The 22567-nt window shown below is 68.3% G+C and carries 21 protein-coding genes and 1 pseudogene; 13 read left to right on the top strand and 9 right to left on the bottom strand.

Annotation, left to right across the window (positions count from 1 at the left end; translation table 11 throughout):
- Positions 1-145: 145 nt before the first annotated feature.
- Complete coding sequence (gene aceA / locus ABEA24_RS48840) at positions 146-1441, bottom strand: isocitrate lyase (RefSeq protein WP_345442577.1); 1296 nt, start codon at positions 1439-1441, stop codon at positions 146-148.
- A 151-nt stretch (positions 1442-1592) separates the two neighbouring features.
- Here aceA and ABEA24_RS48835 point away from each other — a divergent pair, with 151 nt between their 5' ends.
- Complete coding sequence (locus ABEA24_RS48835) at positions 1593-3029, top strand: helix-turn-helix domain-containing protein (protein WP_345442575.1); 1437 nt, start codon at positions 1593-1595, stop codon at positions 3027-3029.
- A 209-nt stretch (positions 3030-3238) separates the two neighbouring features.
- On the top strand, positions 3239-4204 hold the full coding sequence (locus tag ABEA24_RS48830; RefSeq protein ID WP_345442573.1) for a glucosyl-3-phosphoglycerate synthase: 966 nt from the start codon (positions 3239-3241) through the stop codon (positions 4202-4204).
- A gap of 60 nt (positions 4205-4264) precedes the next feature.
- Here the strand turns inward: ABEA24_RS48830 and ABEA24_RS48825 are convergent, their stop codons facing one another.
- Positions 4265-5551, bottom strand: a complete 1287-nt coding sequence (locus ABEA24_RS48825; RefSeq protein WP_345442571.1) for an MCE family protein — start codon at positions 5549-5551, stop codon at positions 4265-4267.
- 249 nt (positions 5552-5800) lie between these two features.
- Here ABEA24_RS48825 and ABEA24_RS48820 point away from each other — a divergent pair, with 249 nt between their 5' ends.
- Positions 5801-7030 carry an acyl-CoA dehydrogenase family protein gene (locus ABEA24_RS48820; RefSeq protein ID WP_345442569.1) on the top strand — a complete coding sequence of 410 codons (1230 nt, stop codon included), beginning with the start codon at positions 5801-5803 and terminating at the stop codon, positions 7028-7030.
- 1171 nt (positions 7031-8201) lie between these two features.
- Here ABEA24_RS48820 and ABEA24_RS48815 read toward each other — a convergent pair.
- The 3 genes and pseudogenes from ABEA24_RS48815 to ABEA24_RS48805 form a co-directional block, all read right to left on the bottom strand.
- Positions 8202-8522: pseudogene (locus tag ABEA24_RS48815) on the bottom strand (ATP-binding protein); the annotation flags it as partial.
- Between the two features lie 279 nt (positions 8523-8801).
- Positions 8802-9431, bottom strand: coding sequence for a hypothetical protein (locus tag ABEA24_RS48810; protein WP_345442567.1), 630 nt, complete (start codon positions 9429-9431; stop codon positions 8802-8804).
- 40 nt (positions 9432-9471) lie between these two features.
- Complete coding sequence (locus ABEA24_RS48805) at positions 9472-10341, bottom strand: helix-turn-helix transcriptional regulator (protein WP_345442565.1); 870 nt, start codon at positions 10339-10341, stop codon at positions 9472-9474.
- 114 nt (positions 10342-10455) lie between these two features.
- Here ABEA24_RS48805 and ABEA24_RS48800 point away from each other — a divergent pair, with 114 nt between their 5' ends.
- Positions 10456-11154 carry an SDR family NAD(P)-dependent oxidoreductase gene (locus ABEA24_RS48800; protein WP_046426084.1) on the top strand — a complete coding sequence of 233 codons (699 nt, stop codon included), beginning with the start codon at positions 10456-10458 and terminating at the stop codon, positions 11152-11154.
- Positions 11155-11767: 613 nt separating this feature from the next.
- On the opposite strand, the gene ABEA24_RS48795 is transcribed toward ABEA24_RS48800, so the two are convergent.
- The 3 genes from ABEA24_RS48795 to ABEA24_RS48785 form a co-directional block, all read right to left on the bottom strand.
- Positions 11768-12304 carry an MFS transporter gene (locus ABEA24_RS48795; RefSeq protein ID WP_345442561.1) on the bottom strand — a complete coding sequence of 179 codons (537 nt, stop codon included), beginning with the start codon at positions 12302-12304 and terminating at the stop codon, positions 11768-11770.
- Positions 12305-12443: 139 nt separating this feature from the next.
- The gene (locus ABEA24_RS48790) at positions 12444-12884 is read right to left on the bottom strand and encodes a tyrosine-type recombinase/integrase (RefSeq protein WP_345442558.1); all 441 of its coding nucleotides are present in this window, start codon (positions 12882-12884) and stop codon (positions 12444-12446) included.
- Between the two features lie 56 nt (positions 12885-12940).
- Positions 12941-14176 (bottom strand): NAD(P)/FAD-dependent oxidoreductase, encoded by a 1236-nt coding sequence (locus tag ABEA24_RS48785; RefSeq protein WP_345442556.1) that lies wholly within the window; start codon positions 14174-14176, stop codon positions 12941-12943.
- 194 nt (positions 14177-14370) lie between these two features.
- On the opposite strand from ABEA24_RS48785, the gene fdxA reads away from it, so the two are divergent.
- The 9 genes from fdxA (at position 14371) to ABEA24_RS48740 (ending at position 21844) form a co-directional block, all read left to right on the top strand.
- Entirely contained in the window at positions 14371-14712 is a 342-nt protein-coding gene (gene fdxA, locus ABEA24_RS48780) for a ferredoxin (protein WP_345442554.1), read from the top strand.
- On the top strand, positions 14709-15386 hold the full coding sequence (locus tag ABEA24_RS48775) for a helix-turn-helix transcriptional regulator (protein ID WP_345442552.1): 678 nt from the start codon (positions 14709-14711) through the stop codon (positions 15384-15386). The genes fdxA and ABEA24_RS48775 overlap by 4 nt, the downstream gene beginning before the upstream one ends.
- Positions 15387-15803 carry a hypothetical protein gene (locus ABEA24_RS48770; RefSeq protein ID WP_345442550.1) on the top strand — a complete coding sequence of 139 codons (417 nt, stop codon included), beginning with the start codon at positions 15387-15389 and terminating at the stop codon, positions 15801-15803.
- 230 nt (positions 15804-16033) lie between these two features.
- Positions 16034-17707: an aa3-type cytochrome oxidase subunit I gene (gene ctaD / locus ABEA24_RS48765; RefSeq protein ID WP_345442548.1), complete on the top strand. Its 1674-nt coding sequence runs from the start codon at positions 16034-16036 to the stop codon at positions 17705-17707.
- A 223-nt stretch (positions 17708-17930) separates the two neighbouring features.
- Complete coding sequence (tal, locus tag ABEA24_RS48760) at positions 17931-19055, top strand: transaldolase (RefSeq protein WP_345442546.1); 1125 nt, start codon at positions 17931-17933, stop codon at positions 19053-19055.
- A gap of 255 nt (positions 19056-19310) precedes the next feature.
- Complete coding sequence (locus ABEA24_RS48755; RefSeq protein ID WP_345442544.1) at positions 19311-19805, top strand: VOC family protein; 495 nt, start codon at positions 19311-19313, stop codon at positions 19803-19805.
- 43 nt (positions 19806-19848) lie between these two features.
- Entirely contained in the window at positions 19849-20211 is a 363-nt protein-coding gene (locus ABEA24_RS48750) for a DUF488 domain-containing protein (protein WP_345442542.1), read from the top strand.
- A 30-nt stretch (positions 20212-20241) separates the two neighbouring features.
- Positions 20242-20955 (top strand): GTP cyclohydrolase I, encoded by a 714-nt coding sequence (gene folE, locus ABEA24_RS48745; protein WP_345442541.1) that lies wholly within the window; start codon positions 20242-20244, stop codon positions 20953-20955.
- A complete protein-coding gene (locus tag ABEA24_RS48740; RefSeq protein ID WP_345442539.1) occupies positions 20948-21844 on the top strand; it encodes a RibD family protein in 897 nt (298 codons plus the stop codon). Before folE ends, ABEA24_RS48740 begins: the two co-directional genes overlap by 8 nt.
- A 293-nt stretch (positions 21845-22137) precedes the next feature.
- Here ABEA24_RS48740 and ABEA24_RS48735 read toward each other — a convergent pair whose 3' ends face one another.
- On the bottom strand, positions 22138-22518 hold the full coding sequence (locus ABEA24_RS48735; protein WP_345442537.1) for a hypothetical protein: 381 nt from the start codon (positions 22516-22518) through the stop codon (positions 22138-22140).
- Between the last annotated feature and the right edge of the window lie 49 nt (positions 22519-22567).

Genomic DNA, 22567 nt, shown 5'->3' with positions numbered 1-22567 from the left:
GGCCTGTGTCGGGATTGGCTGGATTGGGCCGGAATAAACGCATGCGGTGGCCCCCGGAATCATCCGGGGGCCACCGCGTCGACCTTGAGCCAGGAGTTCTCAGTGGGCGATACCGGGGACCGGCGTGCCGACCTCGAGGTGTTTCTCAGTCGGCCGGGACGAACTGCTCCTCCTCGGTGGACCCCTTCAGCGCCACCGTGGAGGAATCCGGCGAGATCGCCGTGCTGACCCGGTCGAAGTAACCGGTGCCGACCTCGCGCTGGTGCTTGGTGGCCGTGTAGCCCTCCCGCTCGGCGGCGAACTCCGCCTCCTGCAGCTCGACGTAGGACGTCATGCCGTCCTCGGCGTAGCCCTTGGCGAGGTGGAACATCGAGTAGTTGAGCGAGTGGAAGCCGGCCAGCGTGATGAACTGGAACGTGTACCCCATGTGCCCGAGCTCGCGCTGGAACTTCGCGATCGTCGAGTCGTCGAGGTGCTTCTTCCAGTTGAACGACGGCGAGCAGTTGTAGGCCAGCATCTGGTCCGGGTACTCCGCCTTGATCGCCTCGGCGAAGTGGCGCGCCACGTCCAGGTCCGGCGTGCCGGTCTCCATCCAGAGCAGGTCGGAGTGCGGCGCGTACGCCAGCCCGCGGGCGATGCACGCCTCGATGCCGTTGCGCACCCGGTAGAAGCCCTCGGCGGTGCGCTGCCCGGTCGTGAACCGCCGGTCACGCTCGTCGACGTCGCTGGTCAGCAGCGTCGCGGCCTGGGCGTCGGTCCGCGCGATGATCAGTGACGGGACACCGGCGACGTCGGCGGCCAGACGGGCGCCGTTCAGTGTCTTGATGTGCTGGCCGGTCGGGATGAGCACCTTCCCGCCGAGGTGGCCGCACTTCTTCTCCGACGCCAGCTGGTCCTCCCAGTGCACACCCGCGGCACCGGCGGCGATCATCGCCTTCATCAGCTCGTAGGCGTTCAGCACACCGCCGAAGCCCGCCTCGGCGTCGGCGACGATCGGCGCCAGCCAGTGCGGGGCGGACTCGTCGCCCTCGGCCCAGGTGATCTGGTCGGCCCGCAGCAGCGCGTTGTTGATGCGGCGCACGACGGCGGGGACCGAGTTGGCCGGGTAGAGGCTCTGGTCCGGGTACGTGTGCCCGCTGAGGTTCGCGTCGGCCGCGACCTGCCAGCCGGACAGGTAGATCGCCTTGAGGCCCGCCCGCACCTGCTGGACGGCCTGGTTGCCGGTCAGCGCGCCCAGCGCGTTGATGTACTCCTCTTCACGCAGCAGCGTCCACAGGCGCTCCGCGCCGAGGCGGGCCAGCGTGTGCTCCTCCTGCACCGAGCCGCGCAGGCGGATGACGTCCTCGGCACTGTAGGTCCGCTCGACGCCGGCCCACCGCGGGTCGGTCTTCCACTGCCGCTGCAGCTCTTCGGCTGCTCCCTTGAGGCGACGGTCGCTCATGGATACTGCCCTCCTCTGTCGTCCCCTGGGTGCTTGTGTCCTACTCTCTGGCCGCTGGGGCGCTAAGTGAACTACTGGGTAACAAGAAGAACGGCGAAAGTTTCGCTACTATGAAGCTGTGACGGGCTTTCAAAAAGAAGAATCGCTGAACTTGACGAATGGTCTAGACCTCGTGACGTTCGGCCAGAGGCTGCGGCACCTTCGGCGCGCACGCGGCTACACCCTCTCTGAGCTGGGAGAACGCGTCGGCCGGGCGCCGTCCCAGCTCTCCCTGCTGGAGAACGGCCGGCGCGAGCCGAAGCTGTCCCTGCTCCAGGCACTCGCCACCGCCCTCGAGGTCCCCGTCGAGGAACTCCTCCGCAAACAGCCGCCGAACCGTCGCGCCCAGCTCGAGATCGCCCTCGAGGAGGCCCAGCGCGACCCTGTCTACCGCGCGCTCGGCCTGCCCCACCTCAAGGTCGGCAAGCGCGTGCCCAACGACGTCCTCGAACACCTCCTCGCGATGTACGAGGAGGTCAAGCGGGGCCGGACGAAGCCGACCGCCAGCCCGGAGGACGCCCGCAAGGCCAACGCCGAGCTGCGCCGCCAGATGCACGAACGCGGCAACTACTTCGGCGAGATCGAGCAGGTCGCCGCCAAGTCCCTGGAGGCCGCCGGCTACCGGGGCGGCGCGCTCTCGCAGGGCCTGCTGCTGTCGCTCGTCACCAACTTCGGCTTCACCCTGCGGTACGTCCAGGACCTGCCGCGCTCGGTCCGGTCCGTCACCGACCTGCGCAACCGCCGCATCTACCTCGAGCGCGAGCAGCTCGGCATGCACACGCCGCGGACGATCCTGCTGCAGACGCTCGGCCACATCGCCCTCGAGCACGCGGTGCCCAAGGACTTCGCCGACTTCCTCCGGCAGCGCGTCGAGGCCAACTACTACGCCGCCGCCACCCTCCTGCCCGAGCGGACCGTCGTGCCGTACCTCCAGGAGGCCAAGGCCGACCGCGAGCTGTCGATCGAGGACCTGTGCGACGTGTTCTCCGTCTCGTACGAGATGGCCGCGCACCGGTTCACCAACCTCGCCACGCACCACCTTGACCTGCCGGTGCACTTCACCAAGAACGACGAGAGCGGCACGATCTACAAGGCGTACGCCAACGACGGGCTGATCTTCCCGGCCGACGAGCACGGCGCCATCGAGGGCCAGCGGATGTGCCGCCAGTGGGCCGGGCGCCGGGTCTTCGCCGCCGACGACCGCTTCTCGGTCTACTACCAGTACACCGACACCCCCACCGGGACGTACTGGTGCCTGTCGCACATCGACCCGAGCCACGATCGGGACTTCGCCATCACCCTCGGCGTGCCGTACGAGCACTCCCGATGGTTCCGCGGCCGCGAGACGAATCGCCGCGTCCGGTCGGCCTGCCCGGACGGCGACTGCTGCCAGCGGCCCCCGGCCGAGCTGGCCCGTCGGTGGCAGGGCCACGTCTGGCCGTCCGCGCGCGCCCATTCGCACGTCCTGGCGGTCCTGCCGCCCGGCGCCTTCCCCGGAGTGGACGAGGCCGACGTGTACGGCTTCCTGGAGCAGCACGCCGAGACATGACGGCAGCGATAATCGACCAGAGAGGGGAGTGGTGAGCCGACGGGCGCGGTGAGCGACCGGAGTGGCGAGCGGCCGGCGACGGGCGCGGCGAGCGACCGGGGAGGCCGCCCCCACTATGTTTCCCCTGGCTGTGATGCCGGCGAAACGAGGGTGAAACCCTGGCAGGTGTCAATGGGCCGGAGTGCTGACGCAGGGAAGGGGACGATCAGGTGCTGCCCCAGGTACAGACGTGGCTGCGCAACCGCATGAGCTCCGCGGCGGACTGGCCGGTGGACCGGCTCCTGGCCGCCAAGGGCGAGACCACGGTGAGTGTCGTGCTGCCGGCCCGGAACGAACGCGAGACGGTCGGCGAGATCGTCGCGGCGATACGGCGGGACCTCGTCGAGCGCGCCCCGCTCGTCGACGAGATCCTCGTCATCGACTCCCGGTCCGTCGACGACACCGCCCAGGTCGCGGCCGCCGCCGGTGCCCGCGTCGTCGCCCAGGACGCCGTGCTCCCCGAGCTGCCGCCGCTGGCCGGCAAGGGCGAGGCGCTGTGGAAGTCGCTGCACGTCGCCCGGGGCGACGTCCTGGCGTTCGTGGACGCGGACCTGCGCAACTTCTCCACCTCCTTCGTCACCGGACTGCTCGGCCCCCTGCTCACCGACCCGTCCGTCGAGTACGTCAAGGCCTGCTACGACCGCCCGCTGAACACCGGTGGCGTCTCCGTTCCCGGCGGCGGCGGCCGGGTGACCGAGCTGGTCGCCCGACCGCTGATCAACATGCACTGGCCGCTGCTCGCCGGATTCGTCCAGCCCCTCGGCGGCGAGTACGCCGGCCGGCGCACGCTCCTCGAACGCGTGCCGTTCGTCACCGGGTACGGCGTCGAGCTCGGCCTGCTCGTCGACGTGCTGGAGGTCGCGGGCCTGGACGCGATGGCTCAGGTCGACCTCGGCACCCGCGAGCACAGCCACCAGTCGTCCGACGCGCTCGGCGGCATGGCCGGCCAGATCATGCAGACCGCCTGGTCACGCCTTGACCGGCAGGGCCGCATCGTCCCGCTCGAGCCGCCGTCGACCGTACTGACGCAGTTCCGCCGCGACGGCGACGGCCACCAGGTGCGGATCCGCGACGTCTCCGTCGGCGAACGCCCGCCGATGATCGAGGTCCACGCCTACAGCGACTCCGCCGCCTGACCAGCGGCCCGGCCCGGCGACCCGGCCGGGCCGGGCCGAAGGACGGTGAGCCGCAGAGACTCAGCCGGTCGACGGGGGTGCCAGGATCCCGCCGAAGGTCGGGTCCGGGTTGGCGCCCGTCTGCGCGGTCTTCTTGGTCGTGCCGCCCTTCGCGGCGGTACGCGCGGAGCCGCTGCCGTAGGCGTCCGGCGGCGGAGCCACCACGTCGTAGTGGGTCGTGGCCGCCGTCAGCCCCGACAGGTCGAGGCCGATCTTGCTGAGCGGGGCGCCGAGCGCGTTGAGCGGCTTGAGCAGCGTCTCGCACTGCTTCGGCGGGGCGCCGAGGGAGTACGCCAGGGAGCAGAGCCACATCGCGATGTTCTGCGACTGCATCAGGTTGAGCCGGGAGTGCAGCGTGCCGTCCTGGTAGTCGTACACCTGCATCGCGTTGGTGGCCGCCACGGGGGCCTTGTCCAGGAACTGCTGCAGCGCCTGCTTCTCCTTGACGAGGATGCCGGTCACCTGCGCGAGGCCCTGGACGTTCGCGGCGATCTGCGTCTTGTTCTCCTTGACGAACGCCGAGACCTCCTGCAGCGCCACCGTGAGGCTCTTCAGCGCCGCCGTTAGCTCGGTCCGCTCCGCGTTGAGCGTGCCGGAGACGGTCGCGAGGTTCTCCGAGAACGCCCGGATCTGCCGGTCGCTCGCGGCCATCGCCTGCGTGATCTTCGCGAGGTTGCGAACGGTCTGGCTGGCGTCGCCGCGGTTGTCGGCGAGGATCCGGCTGACCTCGGAGAGGTCCTGGAGGGTCTGCTTGAAGCTCTCGCCCTGCCCGTCGAGGGTCTGCGCGCTCGACTTCAGCAGCCGCGACAGCGCGCCGTTGGCGTTGGCGCCCTGCGGCCCGAGCGCCTTGGCCAGCTGGTTGACCGACTCGTTCGCGTCGTCCAGCTCGACCGGCACCGCCGTGCTCGACAGCGGCAGGGTGGCACCGTTCTTGAGGGCCGCCCCGCCCCGATAGACCGGTGTGAACTGGATGTACCGGTCGGCGACCAGCGACGGAACGATGATCACGGCCTGGGCGTTCGCGGGGATCTTGCGCTTGGCGTCGTACGCCATCGTGATCTCGACCATGTTGCCCTTGGGCGTCACGCGCGTGACCTTGCCGACCTTCACGCCGAGCACGCGGACCTCGGTGCCGCGGTAGACACCGGTGGCGCGTTCGAAGTAGGCGGTGACGTGCGTCTGTTCACCACTGGGCCAGAAGACGGCGACGAGCGCGGCGGCCAGGACGACGGCCAGGACGGCCGCGCCGAAGGCCAGCACGCGGGTGGGGCGGGCGTCCCGACGGCGGGGGGAACCGGGCAGACCCACTCAGACTCCCGTTCTGTCGGGCGACCAGGGCCACGGGGGCAGATCACGAAATAAGTTATCTCTTACCTCGCGCGGACGGTACCGCTTGTTACACCCTCGTGACTCTCATGGCACGAAGTCAATCTCTTCCTGGGCGTAATGTGACACTTACCACCCTGTTACCGTCGGTAGCACCCGGCCGCTAGAGTGAACGAGACAACGGGTCCAATAGCGTGCCCGCCGCCCTGGCCGGCCGTGAACGGAGGAAGCATGTCGGACGACGGCGTCCCGGCCTTCTCGCTCGAGCTCAGCGAGGACGTCCGGACGGTCCAGGAGTGGGTTCACGAGTTCGCCAGAGACGTCATCCGCCCCGCCGGCCAGGAGTGGGATGAACGGGAGGAGACCCCCTGGCCGATCCTCCAGGAGGCGGCCAAGATCGGGCTGTACTCCCTCGACTTCTTCGCCGGGCAGTGGATGGAGCCGTCCGGCCTCGGCATCCCGGTCGCGTTCGAGGAGCTCTTCTGGGGAGACGGCGGCATCGGCCTGTCCCTCGTCGGCTCCGGCCTGGCCGCCGTGTCCGTCGCCGCCACCGGCCTGCCCGAGCAGATCGGCGAGTGGATCCCGCAGATGTTCGGCACCGAGGACGACATCAAGCTCGGCGCGTTCTGCGCCTCCGAGCCCGACGCCGGCTCCGACGTCGGCTCGATCCGGACTCGCGCGGAGTACGACGAGGCCAAGGACGAGTGGGTCATCAACGGCACCAAGACCTGGGCGACGAACGGTGGCATCGCCAACGTCCACGTCGTCGTCGCCTCCGTCGACCCCGAGCTCGGCACCCGAGGCCAGGCCAACTTCATCGTGCCGCCCGGCACCCCCGGCCTGTCCCAGGGCCAGAAGTTCAAGAAGCACGGCATCCGCGCCTCCCACACCGCCGAGATCATCCTCGACAACGTCCGGGTCCCCGGCTCCTGCCTCGTCGGCGGCAAGGACCGACTCGACGAGCGGCTCGCCCGCGTCCGCGAGGGCAAGCGCGCCGCCGGCCAGGCCGCCCTGCGCACCTTCGAGGCCTCCCGCCCCACCGTCGGCGCCATGGCGGTCGGCATCGCCCGCGCGGCGTACGAATACGCCCTTGACTACGCCCGCGAGCGCGAGCAGTTCGGCAAGAAGATCGGTGACTTCCAGGCCGTCGCCTTCAAGCTCGCCGACATGAAGACCCAGATCGACGCCTCCCGCCTCCTCGTCTGGCGCGCCGCCTGGATGGCGCGCAACGGCAAGGAGTTCGCCAGCGCCGAAGGCTCGATGGCCAAACTCCACGCCGGCGAGACCGCCGTACGGGTCACCGAGGACGCCATCCAGATCCTCGGCGGCAACGGCTACACCCGCGACTACCCCGTCGAGCGCTGGCACCGCGACAGCAAGATCTTCACCATCTTCGAGGGCACGTCGGAGATCCAGCGCCTCGTCATCGGCCGTACGGTCACGGGCCTGCCGGTCCGGTAGCGTTTCCGCAGGTCAGAGCCGTGCATCGGCGCGATTTCAACCGGCATCCACTGCCGGGCGACCCATTGATCGCCGGCCTGCGGGATGCCGGTTATTCCTTGTTCGTTCCGGCGGCTTCCGAACCCTGTGATGACAATGTGATGACCGGTCGATGATCTGTATACGTGCTCCCGGGTTCGTTCGCGCGGTCATAGCAAGCCGCGTCGTTGGTCGGATTCCCCTCTGGAGGTTGATCGCTGTCGGTAGTGACCTCAACCTGCAGATGGGTTGTGGTCGGTCCGCCTCGGGCTGGTTCCCGATTGGCTTCCGATCCCAAACCACGCATCAGAGGAAGAAACACCGGGTCGAACGGCTAGTCCACGGTGGGGAGACAGCGATGGGCAGCTCCGTGAACGAACCAATGACCTCTACCGTGTCAATGTCGTCCCGATCAATAGCTGACCTGCGGCTTTTCGAGAAGCCTCAGGTCAGCGGCTATCAATGACATTCGTTGATGTCGGTTCAGGACGGTTCAGCGACCATGCGTGCTCCCGGTGCTCCCCGCTCCCGGAAGGAGCATGGGAGCACGGATAGGGAGCACTGTAGGAGCACTGTCAGGTCATGCCCGGGCCCGTTCGGTGGTCGGGGGAGCTGGCGGTACTCCGCTTCGGCGCTCGCGGCGTGCTCCCCGCGTACGCGGGGATGGTCCCCGGGTCTTGACCGAGGAGTACGGGCAAGAGATGTGCTCCCCGCGCATGCGGGGATGGTCCCTGTTCTGTGCTTTGACGATTTGCTTACCGCGATCGGCGAGGACTGATCCGGCGGCGCGACCGTGGAGCCAACCGGCGGGTGTGGGCCGGCACCCGGTAGATGCGGGGCTGGTCGGTGGCGGCTCACCTCAGGCGATCGGGTGGCCGTTCTCCGGCAGGGCGGGCGTGCGAGCGGCCATCGCCTTCAGGCACGCGGTGCTCCGGCGGGTCAGCAGCGGCGAGTTCACCTACGCGCTCAGGTTCGACGAACGCGTGCGAGGCCAGTTCCTCGGCAGGCAGCCGGGTCGCCGTAACGTCGCGGTTAGACAGCACCCCGCTGTCGTAGACGAGCATCGGCCTCTCGGTGTCAACGACGCTCGAATTCTGACCCCCTGGCGACGCCGGAACGGTGACCCCCTGGTGGTGTTGTTTGTCGTGGGTTGTTACTGATGGTCGTTGTTGGTCTGGGCTGCGGGGACGCGGCCCAGGTCGCGGTTCTTCAGGCGGTAGCTGTCTCCTTTCAGGCTGATGACCTCGGCGTGGTGGACGAGGCGGTCGATCATGGCGGCGGCCACGACGTCGTCGCCGAACACCTCGCCCCAGCGCCCGAACGGCTTGTTGCTGGTCACGATCAGCGAGGCGCGTTCGTAGCGGCTGGAGACCAGTTGGAAGAACAGGTTCGCTGCCTCGGGTTCGAATGGGATGTAGCCGACCTCATCGACGACCAGCACCGGGATGCGCGAGAGCTTGACCAGCTCGTCTTGCATGGCCAGGCGCTGGTCGTGGCGCAGCACGGCCAGGACGATCACCGTGATCCTCCCGGGCGGCAGGATCCGCCACCTGGACCGAATCGCCTTCAGGTGGCGTCGCAGTAGATCGGCGAGGTACTTGACGGTGCTCGTGGACAGCGGCAGACGGCACTGGTAATCAAGCGGGCAGGTGTCCTCGGCGCGTTCTTTGGATCTCGTCACACAGTTCCAACGGCCGCCGGGGGCACCCCGGTTACGCCCGCACCCCACCACTCCGGGCGCTGGCGTCCCTGGTCACAGGCAGGTGGTAAACCGGCCGTCGGGTAGTTTCCGCAGCCAGCCGCGATCGACGAGTCTGACCAGTCTCCCGCGCAGCGGTTCCAGCTTGGCCCGCACACTGACGTCGATTCCCAGCGCGTCACCGACCTGCCGGGCCATGACCGGTCCGGCGGCCTGCCGCACGGCGGCGAGAATGCGCTGGTAGTCCGGCGGGAGTGTGCTCTCCTCCACGCCTGACGTGCGGTGCGGGATCAGCATCACCGCTCGTCCGCCCACCTGCCCGGGCGCCGGCGTGACCGATGCCCGTTCGTTGGCGAGCTGTTCGCTCACCCGTTCAAGGACGCGTTCGGCGACGGCGAGTTCGTTCCGCTCGGCCCGTACCTCCGCCAACTGCTTGGCCAGCTGTTCTTCGAGTTCGTCCAGTTCCGCGCGCCGCGCGGCGGACAGTTCGGAGTATGTGGTCTGACCGCGGCGTAGGAACTCGCGGACTACCAGCGGCGTCCACCGACCACCCAGCGCGGCGAGGGTGATGTCAACAGGGCACCGCGGTTCGTGGCCAGGCGGAACGAGGGCGCTGTCCGGGCAGTCCGCCAGCGGGCCGTCCTGATCACCCGTCGGTGCGTGTCCAACGGTTTGGTGCGTCACGAAAACCGTGAGCCGTCGGTCGGCCGATGGGCGGGGCGGATCAGTTGCGCGTGCCGGCCGGTGGGCCGACGACGGTGGTGAGCTGGAGTTTGGTCTCGTCCTCACTGCCCGGCGCGGCGGTCATGATGACAATCTTGAGCTCCGTGTCGCCGTCGGTCAGGACATCGCAGTCCACCGTGACCGGGCCCACCGACGGGTGATCGACCCTCTTGTGGACCTCGCGGTTCGCGGTCACCTCTCCCGTCGCCCACAGCTCGGCGAACCTCTCGTTGCCTGCGTTCAGGTCGCGGACCAGCGCGGCCAGGCGGCTGTCCCGGGGGAAGCGGCCGGTGGCGCGGCGCAGATCGGAGACGAGGGCGGCGTCGGCGGTGTCGGGGTCCGTCTCGGTGACCGGCCACAGCGCGAGGGGGGTGTGATCGACGTCCACCGGGAACCTGTCGCGGGCGAAGTTGCGCATCCGCGGCGGCGAGGCCAAGGGGTCTCCCAGCAGGGCGGCCCACCCGTGGTTCCACCACACCAGTTGCCAGTCCGCCGCGAACACGGCCACCGGTACGTCTCCGAGGCGGACGAGCACTCGTTGCATACCGGGCGGGAGATGGTCGCAGATCGTGCCGTCCGCCGGCGGCACGATCTGGGCCAGCCGGTAGAGGTGGTCCCGCTCGGCGGTGGACAGCTGCAGGGCGCGCGCCAGGGACGCCACCACCGACGCCGAGGGTGTCGTGGCCCGCCCCTGCTCCAGGCGCACGACGTAGTCGACCGACACTCCGGCCAGGTCGGCCAGTTCCTCGCGCCGCAGCCCGACAGCCCGGCGCTTGCGGACGACCGGCAGCCCAGCGGCTGACGGGGGCAGCCGGTTCCGCCACGTGCGGATCATCGCGCCCAGTCCGGCCCCAGGGGGTGCTGCCGTCATGCTCTCCATCCTCCTACATCTCCGATCACATGCGGGGGCGCGAGGGTGGTACTGGTCTTCCCACCGTCGAAGCGTCCCTGGTCCGGCTCCCTCGTCAAGGCAACTATCGAAGGCATGACGATCACTTTCATCACCGGAGCCAACAAGGGCATCGGCCGCGAGACCGCCCGCCGCCTCATCGCGTGCGGTCACACCGTTCTCCTGGGAGCCCGCGACCGTGAGCGGGGTGAGGAGGCAGCCGCCGCGCTGGGCGCACGCTTCGTCCCCGTCGACGTGACCGACGACGCGTCCGTGGCCGCCGCCGCCGCGGACGTCGCCGAGCACGAGGGCAGGATCGATGTCCTGATCAACAACGCGGGGGTCCAGGGTCCCTTCGGTGATCCCGGCGACCTCACCGCCGCCGACGCCCGCGCCGTCCTCGACGTCAACGTCATCGGCGTGGTCCGCACCACCACCGCGTTCCTGCCGCTGCTGCGCCGTTCGGACGACCCCGTGATCATCAACGTCAGCAGCGGCATGGGCTCCCTCGCCTTCACGCACGACCCCGGCCGGTCCGAGTCGCACGTCGTCGTGCCGCTGTACGCCTCCTCGAAGGCGGCGCTGACGATGTTGACCACGCAGTACGCCAAAGGGCTCAAGGGCATTCGCGTCAACGCCGCCGACCCCGGCTACACCGCGACCGACATAAACGGTCACAGCGGCTCCCAGACCGTCACCGAGGGCACGGACGCGATCGTCGCCCTCGCCACCGAGGGGCCCGGTGCCGGCACCGGACGCTTCATCGACCGCCATGGCGAGATCGCCTGGTCCTGAGACCGGCGGTGCCGGGTCACCGGCCCTGAAGAACAGAACGGGCAGAACATCGAGACCGGTCCCGGACAGGAGAACCGCTGCCGCTACTGGCGTCGGCGGAACCTCCGGCCGAGGTGATCAGGACGTACGAGCCGGGGCCCGGCACGTCGAGACGGTAGCCGCCGTCGGGCCCGGTGACCGCGCGGTCCAGACGGCGTTCCACATCTCCGCCGCCTTCTTGGTGGTCGCCGCCCTCGTCGCCGCGTTTGTACTCAAGCAGAAGGGCTGGGAGAGCGTCGCCGAGGCAGATGCCGCCGTCGGGATGGCGGAAGGATGACGATGCTGCGGCAGCTCGGGTTCCTGACCGGAACTACTGCGCGACGCACTGGACTTGCGAGTGAGCACGGAGACCACCCGCGCCACCCACCTCCTGCGCGCCCTGCTCGTCCTGACGAATCTTGAAGTCAACCGCTGACAGACGATCTACTCCGGAGACTGCCGCCTCCGACCAGCGTGAGAACCTCGGGAGACCGTCACGCCAGCCCTTTGACCTGTGCCTTCAAGTTGGCGGAGGCTCACTGTTGGTTTGTCAGCGGCGCGGTCGTCTCGGTGATGCGCCCGCGCAAGCGCCGTATCACTCATCGCGTGGTGGTCCGCCGGGCCGCCCGGGCGAGGCGCCAGTCGGCGTTTTGACTTGGTCGGCGGTGTTCTCGGCTTTCTGTTGGCTGGGCGAGCTCATCTGCTCGGTGTTCTGCGGGTCGGGCGGGTGGAGTCTCAAGCGGCGTACGTCCCGGCTCAGAAGAGGGGCCAGGTTGGCGACGGCGAGGAGGATTCCACATCCCGTGAGCGTTGCGCGGACGCCGATCGCACCGGTGACGGGGGCGACCAGCAGGTATCCGACGGGCGCCAGGCAGATCTCGGCGATTCCGGCGTGGGCCGCGACGCGTCCTTGCTGGGCGGCGGGGATGTGCTGCTGGATCGCGGTCTGCCAGGCGATCGAGGCGATGCTGAGCCCACCGGCGGCCACGGCGACCGCCCCCATCACGACCGGCAACGGCGCACCGACGGCCATCAGGGGATCGGGCAGGGCGAGCGCGGCGCAGCCGAGGCAGTTGGCCCATCCGGCGTACCGCGGCCGCCACAGCAGGGAGACGATCGCGCCCAGGGCCATGCCGCAGCCCAGACTTTCCCTGTCAAGTTCAGCGTGTCGAGGCCGTCGGGGCGGTGGGCGACCACGGCTTGGAGCAAGGGTCGGGCTTCGCGCCAGACCTGAACAGCCCCCTGGACCTGCTCCCAGACGCTGTCGCGGTTCAGCGCAGGGTTGGCAGGAGGCGGCCGCGGGTGGTCAGCCTCCTGCCCCGGTGGGACAGGAACAGCGGCCGCTCGTCCAGCCAGGTGGTAAGCGGGTCGCGGAGGGCTTGGTGGATGGGGACTTCGCGGACCTTGCCGCCCTTGCCCCACACCCGCAGGACTCCTTTGCGGGCCGACATGCGCACGTTGGGGACGTCGAGGGCGACGCTGTCGCCGATGCGCAGCCCGGCGTAGAAGTGGAGCTTCGCGAGGAGCCGGTCGCGTGGGTGCGGCCAGGCTTCGATCGCCCGCAGCCAGCGGATCTGGGCGTTCTCGTCCAGTGCCCGGGGCGCGGTGCGGGGCAGGTCGTCGCGGCCGCCGTCCCCGAAGCCCTGCCGGTGGTCCTGGCCAGAATCACTGTCGGCGAAGTCGGCACTGTCCTGGCGCTCGGATACATTCACCACCTTGCTGGTGAATGCCGAGGATCATGCCCGTGGGCTGCCCGCCGGGATCGGCCTTATTGCTGGGTGAGTTGGTTGAGGGGGAGGTCGGGGTCGGCGAGTGCGCTGGGGTCGATGGGGTTCCAGGAGCGGATGAGTGTTTTGATCTGGTCGGTGACGTCCCAGATGTTGACGTTCATGCCGGCGAGGACCCGGTTGTCCTTGCACCAGAACGCGATGAACCGGCGGGCGGCCACGTCGCCGCGGAAGATGACTCGGTCGTAGCCGCCGGGTTGGACGTGGCCGACGTATTCCATGCCCAGGTCGTATTGGTCGGTGAAGAAGTAGGGCAACTCGTCATAGACGGCCTCACGGTCGAGCATCCTCGCGGCGGCGGTGGCGGGCTGGTTGAGGGCGTTGGCCCAATGCTCGACCCGGATGTGGCGGCCCAGGAACGGGTGGAAGGCGTTGGCGACGTCGCCTGCGGCGCTGATGTCGGGGTCGTTGGTGCGCAGGCCGGAGGCGACGACTATGCCGTTGTCGACCTGCAGTCCGGCCTGCTGGGCGAGCCCGGTGTTCGGGCGGATCCCTACGCCCACGACCACCGCATCGGCGTCGATGGTGGTGCCGCTGGCGAGCTGAACCCCGCTGGCCCTTCCGTTCTCGGTGACGATGGCGGTGGCCTGGGAGCCCAATCGCATATCGACGCCGTGCTCGCGGTGCAGACGGGTGAACACCTCGGCCACCTCCCAGCCGAGTACGCCCACCAGCGGCAGTTTCGCGGCCTCCACCACAGTGACCTCGACGCCCGCCTGGCGTGCGACGGCGGTGACCTCCAGGCCGATCCACCCACCACCGATCACCACCAGCTTTGAACAGGTGGCCAGTACCTCCTTGATGACCTCACAGTCCTCAAGCCGGCGCAGGTAGTGCACTCCGTCGGCGTTGGCGCCGGGCACGGGCAGCCGACGCGGCGAGGACCCGGTCGCCAGCAGCAGCTTCTCGTAACCGAGATGCGTGCCGTCGTTGAGGGCGATGTGGTGGTCGACGCGGTTGATGCCGATCACCGCTTGGCCGAGTCGGAGGTCGACGTCGTGATCGGCGTACCAGGCGTGGGGATGGACGAAGACCTGCCCGCGTTCGCTCTTGCCCGCGAGGTAGCCCTTGGACAGCGGAGGCCGCTCATACGGCCGATGCGGCTCGTCGCCGATCAGCACGATCCGGCCGTCGAAGCCCTGCACGCGTAGCGCTTCGGCTGCTTTGGCCCCGGCCAGACCGGCGCCGACGATCACGAACGTACGGGTAGATGTCACGGTGTAGTCCTTCCTGCCCGGGGCGGGCTGGTGTGCCCGCGCGACGACGGCGACCAACCTCACTGCGTGAGCAGTCCCATCCCTCCTGCGTGCCCGCCAGCGGGTGAGGTGAACGTCATGCCAGGGTCCCCAGTCCGAACCTATTTTAGAGGGCTATCATCATCTAAAATAGTAGGAGCGGGAAGGGGGTACCGGTGACCTATGTGATCGCGGAGCCGTGTGTGGATGTGCTGGACCGGGCCTGCGTGGAGGAGTGCCCGGTGGATTGCATCTACGAGGGCGGCCGTGCGCTGTACATCCACCCCGATGAGTGCGTGGACTGCGGGGCGTGCGAGCCGGTATGCCCGGTGGAGGCCATCTATTACGAGGACGACGTCCCGCAGCAGTGGTCGGCGTTCACCGCCGACAACGCCGCCTTTTTCACTGAGCCGCTCGCGGGCCGGGCCGAGCCGCTGGGCGCACCGGGCGGAGCAGCCAAGCTCGGCCGTCTGGGGGTGGACACGCCGTTGGTGGCCGGTCTGGAGGAGCAGGGATGAGCACTCAGGATCGTGCGCGCGCGCACGCGGTGCTGTCGGTGCCGGCTCGCCTTGACATCCTCGACCGTCTGCGGGCATCCCCGCATCCCTTGGACGCCCACGCGGTGGCCGCCGCCACCGGCTTGCACGTGACGACCGCACGTTCCCACCTGGACGCTCTCATCGAGGCGGGGATCGTCGTGTCACAACGGCAACCGCCCCAGGGGCGGGGACGGCCGCGCACACTGTATGCGCCGTCGTCTCGGGAGCGGGACGGCGGCCCGTACCAGGAACTGAGCGACCTGCTGGCTGCACACTTCGGCGACACGCCCGCCCAGCGGACGCGCCGCGCTCAGCGGGCCGGACGCGACTGGGCGGCCCGGCGGCTGGAAGCGGCGTCGGAGGGGAGTCATTCGGCCGCCGAAGCGCGGCAGGTGGTGGCCGGCCTGTTCACCGAGATGGGTTTCGACCCCGAACCGGCCCCCACCGGGCGCCTTTTGTTGCATGACTGCCCGTTCCGGGACACCGCCCGCGCCCACCCAGAAGTGGTGTGCGCGGCTCATCAGGGGCTGCTCGCCGGCCTGCTGGCTCGCCTGAACCCCGCCGCGCCCGTCCCCGTCCTTGAACCGTTCGTCCGCCCCGATCTGTGCGCCGTCGACTTCGGCGACGCAGCGTCCGAACCGGAGGTGGGCTGAATGGCGCATCTGGCGGCGGCGGTGGTGGTGTTGATCTGGGCCGGGATGGTGGCCGCCATCTCCTTCCTCGAAGCGCCGCTGAAGTTCCGGGCGCCGGGCATCACCGTGTGCTTGGGGCTGGGGATCGGACGGCTGGTGTTCCGGGCGCTGAATCTCGCCGAGACCGCCTTCGTGGTCATCCTCGTCATCGCACTGGCCGCAGGGCACCCGACCGGCCGGATATGGGTTCCGGCGGCCATCGTGTGGGCCTGCCTGTTCATCCAGGTGGGCGCGCTTAGTGACCGGCTGGACCAGCGGGCCGCCACCATCATCGCCGGGGGCCAGGTCGCGCCGTCTCTCCTGCACCTCGGTTACATCGCCCTCGAAGTGATCAAGATCATCGCTCTGCTCGCCGTCGGCGTGCTATCGCTGGCCTGATGCCAACAGCAGGTGACCATGCATACCGGCGTCATCCAGATCCCACGCGACCCGATCGGACGGATCATGCCGTTGTTGATCGGCCCACCCGGCGGCCGTGCGCATCGAGGTGCCCGTCGAAGAACGGGCCGAGGTGGAAAACGCCAGCCGGGGGGGTAGTCACGCTTTTGACGGGTTTTCCCGCCTGGCTGCCTCGATGACCTGAAACGTCCCCCGCAAGGAGAGGACTCATGGCCACGACCGGTACGCAGGCGCCGGAGGCGGCGACCAGGTCGGCGCGACGCGGGCACATCCTGGTGTCCTGGCTGACCAGTACCGACCACAAGGTCATCGGCTACCTGTACCTGATCACCTCCTTCAGTTTCTTCCTGTTCGGCGGGGTGCTGGCGCTGATCATGCGCGCCCAGCTGGCCCAGCCCGGCCAGCACCTGGTCTCAAGCGAGCAGTACAACCAACTGTTCACCATGCATGGCACGATCATGCTGCTGCTGTTCGCGACCCCGCTGTTCATCGGCTTCGGCAACGTGATCATGCCGCTGCAGATCGGCGCTCCTGACGTGGCGTTCCCGCGCCTGAACATGCTCAGCTACTTCTTCTTCACCTTCGGCGGGCTGATCACCATCAGCGGATTCCTCACCCCGGGCGGAGCAGCCGGCTTCGGCTGGTTCGCCTACACCCCGCTGTCGGACGCCGTGCGCTCCCCAGGCATAGGCGGCGACCTGTGGATCATGGGCCTGACCTTGTCCGGGCTCGGCACGATCTTGGGGGCGGTGAACTTCATCACCACCATCTTCTGCATGCGGGCACCGGGCATGACGATGTTCCGGATGCCGATCTTCACCTGGAACGTGCTGTTCACCAGCATGCTCGTGCTGATGGCCTTCCCCGTGCTGGCCGCCGCACTGCTCGTCTTGGAAGCCGACCGCAAACTCGGCGCGCACGTCTTCGACGCCGCCAACGGCGGCGCGATGCTGTGGCAGCACCTGTTCTGGTTCTTCGGCCACCCCGAGGTCTACATCATCGCGATCCCGTTCTTCGGAATCATCACCGAGGTCATCCCCGTGTTCAGCCGCAAACCACTCTTCGGCTACATCGGGATGGTCGGCGCGACCATCGCCATCGCCGGGCTGTCGATGAGCGTGTGGGCCCACCACATGTTCGCGACCGGCCAGGTCCTGCTGCCGTTCTTCTCCTTCATGTCCTTCCTCATCGCCATCCCCACCGGCATCAAATTCTTCAACTGGGCCGGATCCATGTGGCGCGGGCAACTCACCTTCGAAACCCCGATGCTGTTCGCGATCGGATTCCTCATCACCTTCTTGTTCGGTGGTCTCACCGGTGTCATCCTGGCCTCACCCCCACTGGACTTCCATGTCACCGACTCCTACTTCGTCGTCGCCCACTTCCACTACGTCGTCTTCGGCACCGTGGTGTTCGCGATGTTCGCCGGCTTTTACTTCTGGTGGCCGAAGATGACCGGGAAGATGCTCAACGAGACCTGGGGGAAAATCCACTTCTGGCTCACCTTCATCGGGTTCCACACCACCTTCCTGGTCCAGCACTGGCTCGGCGCCGGCGGCATGCAACGGCGTATCCCCGACTACGCAACCGAATTCACAGGCCTCAACGTCGTCTCCTCCATCGGATCGATCATCCTGGCCCTGTCCACGCTGGCCTTCCTCTGGAACGTCTTCACCAGCCGCCACGCAGCCCACGTCACCGCCGACGATCCCTGGGGACACGCCAACTCCCTGGAATGGGCCACCACCTGCCCCCCACCACGCCACAACTTCACCGCCATTCCCCGCATCCGCTCCGAACGCCCCGCCTTCGACCTCCACCACCCCTACGCGGGAACCAGAGGCACACCGCAGGCACCCGCGGAACGCAAGGACCCCACCTGAGCCCGCATGCGGCGGGCCGCGTCCGTATGCGCGCGCCGGCCAGCACCTGCGTTTGCCAAATGGGCCCGCGGCCCACAGGCTGAAATGGATCGCTATTGTGCGGCGGGATCCAGTGCCCCGGCGGCGTGGCCCCAAGACAGCGGCGTGCTTGCCCTGACGGAACCCTCAGGAACGTGACCGGCGGAGCTCCTCTCCGCCGCGAAGCGGGAAGGAGGGGCATACCATGAGCGACCCATTGGCCGCGCTCAGTGCCCGCGGGGTTTCGATCTGGCTCGATGATCTGAGCCGGGAACGGCTGGTATCGGGCAGTCTCGCTGACCTGGTCGCCGACAAACACGTGGTGGGAGTGACGACCAACCCCACCATCTTCGCCAAGGCCATCACAGCGGGCGATGCCTACAACCCGCAGTTGCACGACCTGTCCGTCCGGGGAGTCGAGGCCGAGGAGGCGCTGCGGGCGCTGACCACGTTCGACGTCCGCGCCGCCTGCGACGTGCTGCGGCCGGTCCACGACGCCACAAACGGAGTGGACGGGCGCGTTTCGATCGAGGTCGACCCACGCCTCGCCCATGACCCCGAGGCGACCATCGCCGAGGCACGGGCCCTGTGGTGGCTGGTCGACCGGCCAAATCTGTTCATCAAGATCCCGGCCGTCCGTCAAGGGCTGCCGGCGATCGCCGCGTGCCTGGCGGAGGGAATCAGCATCAACGTCACGTTGATCTTCTCTCTGTCCCGCTACGACGCGGTCATCGATGCCTTCCTCGACGGGATGGAACGCGCCCGGCAGGCCGGCCATGACCTGTCTTCGCTCGGGTCGGTGGCTTCGTTCTTCGTCTCCCGCCTCGACGCCGAGGTCGATGCGCGACTGGACAAGATCGGGACGGCGGAGGCTGCCGAGTTGCGCGGCCGGGCCGCGCTCGCCAATGCCCGACTCGCCTATCAGCACTACGAGCAGGTGTTCTCCTCGCGACGCTGGGAAGCGTTGCGCGATGCTGGTGCTCGCCCGCAGCGGCCGCTGTGGGCATCGACGTCGACCAAGGACCCGGCCTCCCCCGACACCCGTTACGTGGTCGGCCTGGTCACGGCCGGTGTGGTCAACACCATGCCCGAGGCCACCTTGCGTGCGGTCGGTGACCACGGTCAGGTGCCCACCGACTCGGTGCGCGGCCACTACGCCGAAGAACAGCAGGTGCTGAACCGGCTGCAGGCCCTTGGCATCGACTACGACGACGTGGTGCAAAAACTCGAGGACGAGGGCGTGGCCGCGTTCGAGGCGAGTTGGGACCGGCTCCGCGAACAGCTGTCCGCCACCCTGCGCGCACAGCCCGCGGGACAGCACAGGAGTTGACCACGGCCTCGGACACGACGCGCCTGATCGTCGGAGCGAACCCGGCGGGGCCGGGGCCACGCAGCCCCTGCCGCGAGGAGTGTCGACGAGGGCAGGATCGTGCTGGTCGGCGAGGACAACACCCTCAAACCAGCGGCGCCCACCGGCGCCGCTCAGACCCTGCTGCGCCGTTCCGCGGGCCGGGTAGCGTGGGAAGCAGGACCAGGAAGCAGGACATGAAGCCCTCATACCGCGATCGAAGGCGGAAGGGTCCTTATGACGCATCCACAACAAGCGCCCTCCGGTCCACGCAGTGCGCTGCTTCCGGCGGATGCGGAGCCGGCCGGTAGCGGAACGGATACGCGCGGGCCGCGGCTGGCCTCGGTCGTGGTGTTCGTCCACGACCTCGACGACTCGGTGGACTTCTACCGGGAGCTGCTGAGAATGGAGGTCACGGTCCGCACCACCAGTGCCGCGTTGCTCGTGGGCCGGAACGGTTTCCAGGTGTACGTACGCACTGTGGGCCCGAGGGCCGCCCACCCGGTAGGCCACGTCGGCGCGCAGTACGTGATCTGGACGGCGGACGGCCCGGAGGATTTCCAGCGGTGCGAGCGCGTGCTCAAAGCCCGGTCCGACCATGTGTACACCAGCCACGGCGAGGGCTTCACCGTCATCGAGGGCCGGGATCCCAGCGGCCTGCCGGTACTGGTGGCCTATCCGGGGCCGGACGAAGTGGCGCGGCTGGAGATCATCGCTCGTTACTACGCGTGATGCCGCAAGAAGCGGAGTACTCAGCTCACGAGGAGGCCCCTCCATGACACGCAAGAAGACGGTGCACGTCCGAAGGGTCTACGAGGCTCCAGAGCAGGCCGACGGCACCAGAGTGCTGGTCGACCGGATCTGGCCCCGGGGAATGACCAAGGACAAGGCCCACCTCGACGAGTGGTGCAAGCAGGTCGCACCGTCCACGGAACTGCGCAAGTGGTACAGCCACGACCCCGAGCGTTTCGCGGAATTCAGCCGCCGCTACCGGACCGAACTCAACGATCCCCAGCACGCAGACGCACTGGCGCACCTGCGTGACCTCGCCAAGGAACGGACCCTGACACTACTCACCGCAACCAAGCATCCCGAGATCAGCGAAGCCGAGGTGCTCGCTGAGCTGCTCCGGGACTGACGCGAGCATTCGTCCCGCCTTGAGGCTGCTATGAACGATCAATCACCACAGATAAACGGTCCCCCACCGGTCACAGGGCTGGTCGGTGAACGGCTCGTACCCATCACGGACGAGGCCGAGTGGGCGGCCGTGTCTCCGCGGCAGATCACCCCCGAAGAATGGCAGCGGTTCGAGGACTACCTGAAGGAGATCTTCGAGGCGCTGGGCCTAGCCATCGGGTCAGCGGCAACGGCCGACACCCCCCGCCGGTTCCTGCGCGCCCTCTTCGACGCCACCAGCGGGTATGAAGGCGACGAGAAGCTGGTCACCGCCTTCGAGACCGAATGCCATGGCGGTCCGGACTGCCAGATCAGTCAGATCGTCGAAGGGCCGATCCCGTTCTTCTCCCTGTGCGAGCACCACAGCCTGCCCTTCTTCGGCAAGGCATATGTCGGCTACATCGCGCACGAACACGTCCTCGGACTGTCCAAACTGACCAGGCTGGTGCGCCTGTTCGCCCGCCGGTTCTCGATGCAGGAACGCATCGGCCGCCAGCTCGCCGAATCATTGCAACAGATCCTTCAACCCCACGGCGTCGCGATCCACTTGGAAGCGGTGCATCTGTGCACGCAGATGCGCGGAGTACGGGAAATCGAATCCAGCACCCGCACCACCCACTGGCGGGGCACCTACGACGAGGACCCGCACCTGCGTGCCGCATTCTTCACGCTGTGCGGCCAGCGGGGCCTGGCCGGACATGGCTGAGGACACCGCCGCGCATCCCGCCAGCGCAACACCGCCAGACTCACTGGAGCCGCTGGAGCTGCTGTACGAAGAGGCCGGGCAGCCCCGCTTCACCCTGCCGCCGACGCTCGCCACGGCCTACAACGGGGACCTGGGCTTCACCACGCCTTGCGTGTACGCGAACTTCGTCACCTCCATCGACGGAGTGGTCGCCCTCGGTCCCGAATACCCCTCCTCCGGCTCGGCGATCAGCGGGCATGAACCCGCCGACCGCCTCGTCATGGGACTGCTACGCGCATGCGCCGACGCCGTACTCATCGGGGCCGGCACGCTCCGAGCCACGCCCCGCCACCGGTGGACACCCGACCACGTCTGTCCGCAAGCCGCCCCCGACTTCGCCGAGCTACGACAGAACCTGGGACGCGCCACACAACCGGAACTGGTCGTGGTCACCGCGAGCGGCGACGTGCCCACCATGCACCCAGCCCTGCAGTCGGGCGCGCTCGTGGCCACCACAGCCGACGGCGCCCACCGCCTGAACGGACACCTGCCAGCAGTATGCAAGATACTCACCGCGGCCGAAGGACCCACCGTCCGTATGGTTGACGTCCTCGCGGCTCTGCACGCCCACGGACACACCGCAGTGCTCACCGAGGGCGGGCCGCACCTCATCGGCCACCTGCTCGGTGAGGACCTGCTCGATGAACTGTTCCTCACCACATCCCCGGTGCTCGCCGGCCGGGCCGGCACAACCCGACCCGGGCTGATCGCCGGGCTCGAACTCCTGCCGAACCGGCCAGCGTGGACAGACCTGATCAGCGCACGGCGACGCGATTCCTACCTTTTCCTCCGCTACCGACTTCGGCCCCCACGTGCGCATGTTCGCCCGCAAACAGCGTTGGTCAGTTGACGCGAGCGATGCGCCCGTCATTCGGGCCCAGGTCGCCACCACCAAACCCGACCCCCCAAGGAAACCTCGCCCTGATCAAGCAGGCCCTGATCCGCACCTACCTGCACATCGGCCCCGGCGCCGAACCCCCAACCGACTTCAAACGCTGGCAGACCGGCACGCGATCCAGAGTGAAATGTGAGACCGCCACCTTCCTCCTAACGCCTACCAGCAGATACGCCGCAGGTGGGGGGCTGTACGGTCAACGGCTCTGTCGCTATTAACTGGACACACCCGCAGGTCCACCTGCCGGCTCAGGTGGCGGGGTCGGGTCGAAGTTGGGTCGGGAGCGCTCGGACCCGAGTGCCGGGTTCGGTGAGCTCAGCGCGTAGCTGCTGGTTCTCCAGAGTGAGCTGGTTGACGGTCCGGACGAGGTGCAAGACGTCTGCCCGGAGTTGGGCGAGTTCTTCGGCGTCTTGGGCCCGCAGCTTCTTGAGCTTGGCGAACTGCTGACGCAGGCGGGCTTCGCTATCGGGCATCTGACCGCGGGCGCGGACCTTGTCGTAGAACTCGTTCTTCAGGTCGAGGTGGCGTTGGGTGAGGGCGTTGCGTGGGACGTCGGCCTCGTGAGCGAGCGCGACGATCGTCAACCCGCCGGTGGAGCGCTGGGGCGTCCCAGCCAGGATGCGATCCATCGCTGCGCGGATACGGTCGCGTTCGTCGGGCGCGGGACTCATCAATCGG

It is taken from the genome of Actinoallomurus vinaceus (genome assembly GCF_039542055.1).
GTDB lineage: Bacteria > Actinomycetota > Actinomycetes > Streptosporangiales > Streptosporangiaceae > Actinoallomurus > Actinoallomurus vinaceus.
This window is presented reverse-complemented; position numbering and strand designations above follow the sequence as displayed.

Bases quoted from the DNA above. Each gene is read 5' to 3' on its own strand.
- aceA (WP_345442577.1), bottom strand. From the start codon at position 1,441: ATGAGCGACCGTCGCCTCAAGGGAGCAGCCGAAGAGCTGCAGCGGCAG.
- ABEA24_RS48820 (WP_345442569.1), top strand. From the start codon at position 5,801: ATGTCGGACGACGGCGTCCCGGCCTTCTCGCTCGAGCTCAGCGAGGAC.
- ABEA24_RS48805 (WP_345442565.1), bottom strand. From the start codon at position 10,341: ATGACGGCAGCACCCCCTGGGGCCGGACTGGGCGCGATGATCCGCACG.
- ABEA24_RS48800 (WP_046426084.1), top strand. From the start codon at position 10,456: ATGACGATCACTTTCATCACCGGAGCCAACAAGGGCATCGGCCGCGAG.
- ABEA24_RS48795 (WP_345442561.1), bottom strand. From the start codon at position 12,304: ATGGCCCTGGGCGCGATCGTCTCCCTGCTGTGGCGGCCGCGGTACGCC.
- ABEA24_RS48775 (WP_345442552.1), top strand. From the start codon at position 14,709: ATGAGCACTCAGGATCGTGCGCGCGCGCACGCGGTGCTGTCGGTGCCG.
- ABEA24_RS48770 (WP_345442550.1), top strand. From the start codon at position 15,387: ATGGCGCATCTGGCGGCGGCGGTGGTGGTGTTGATCTGGGCCGGGATG.
- ctaD (WP_345442548.1), top strand. From the start codon at position 16,034: ATGGCCACGACCGGTACGCAGGCGCCGGAGGCGGCGACCAGGTCGGCG.
- tal (WP_345442546.1), top strand. From the start codon at position 17,931: ATGAGCGACCCATTGGCCGCGCTCAGTGCCCGCGGGGTTTCGATCTGG.
- ABEA24_RS48755 (WP_345442544.1), top strand. From the start codon at position 19,311: ATGACGCATCCACAACAAGCGCCCTCCGGTCCACGCAGTGCGCTGCTT.
- ABEA24_RS48750 (WP_345442542.1), top strand. From the start codon at position 19,849: ATGACACGCAAGAAGACGGTGCACGTCCGAAGGGTCTACGAGGCTCCA.
- folE (WP_345442541.1), top strand. From the start codon at position 20,242: ATGAACGATCAATCACCACAGATAAACGGTCCCCCACCGGTCACAGGG.
- ABEA24_RS48740 (WP_345442539.1), top strand. From the start codon at position 20,948: ATGGCTGAGGACACCGCCGCGCATCCCGCCAGCGCAACACCGCCAGAC.
- ABEA24_RS48735 (WP_345442537.1), bottom strand. From the start codon at position 22,518: ATGGATCGCATCCTGGCTGGGACGCCCCAGCGCTCCACCGGCGGGTTG.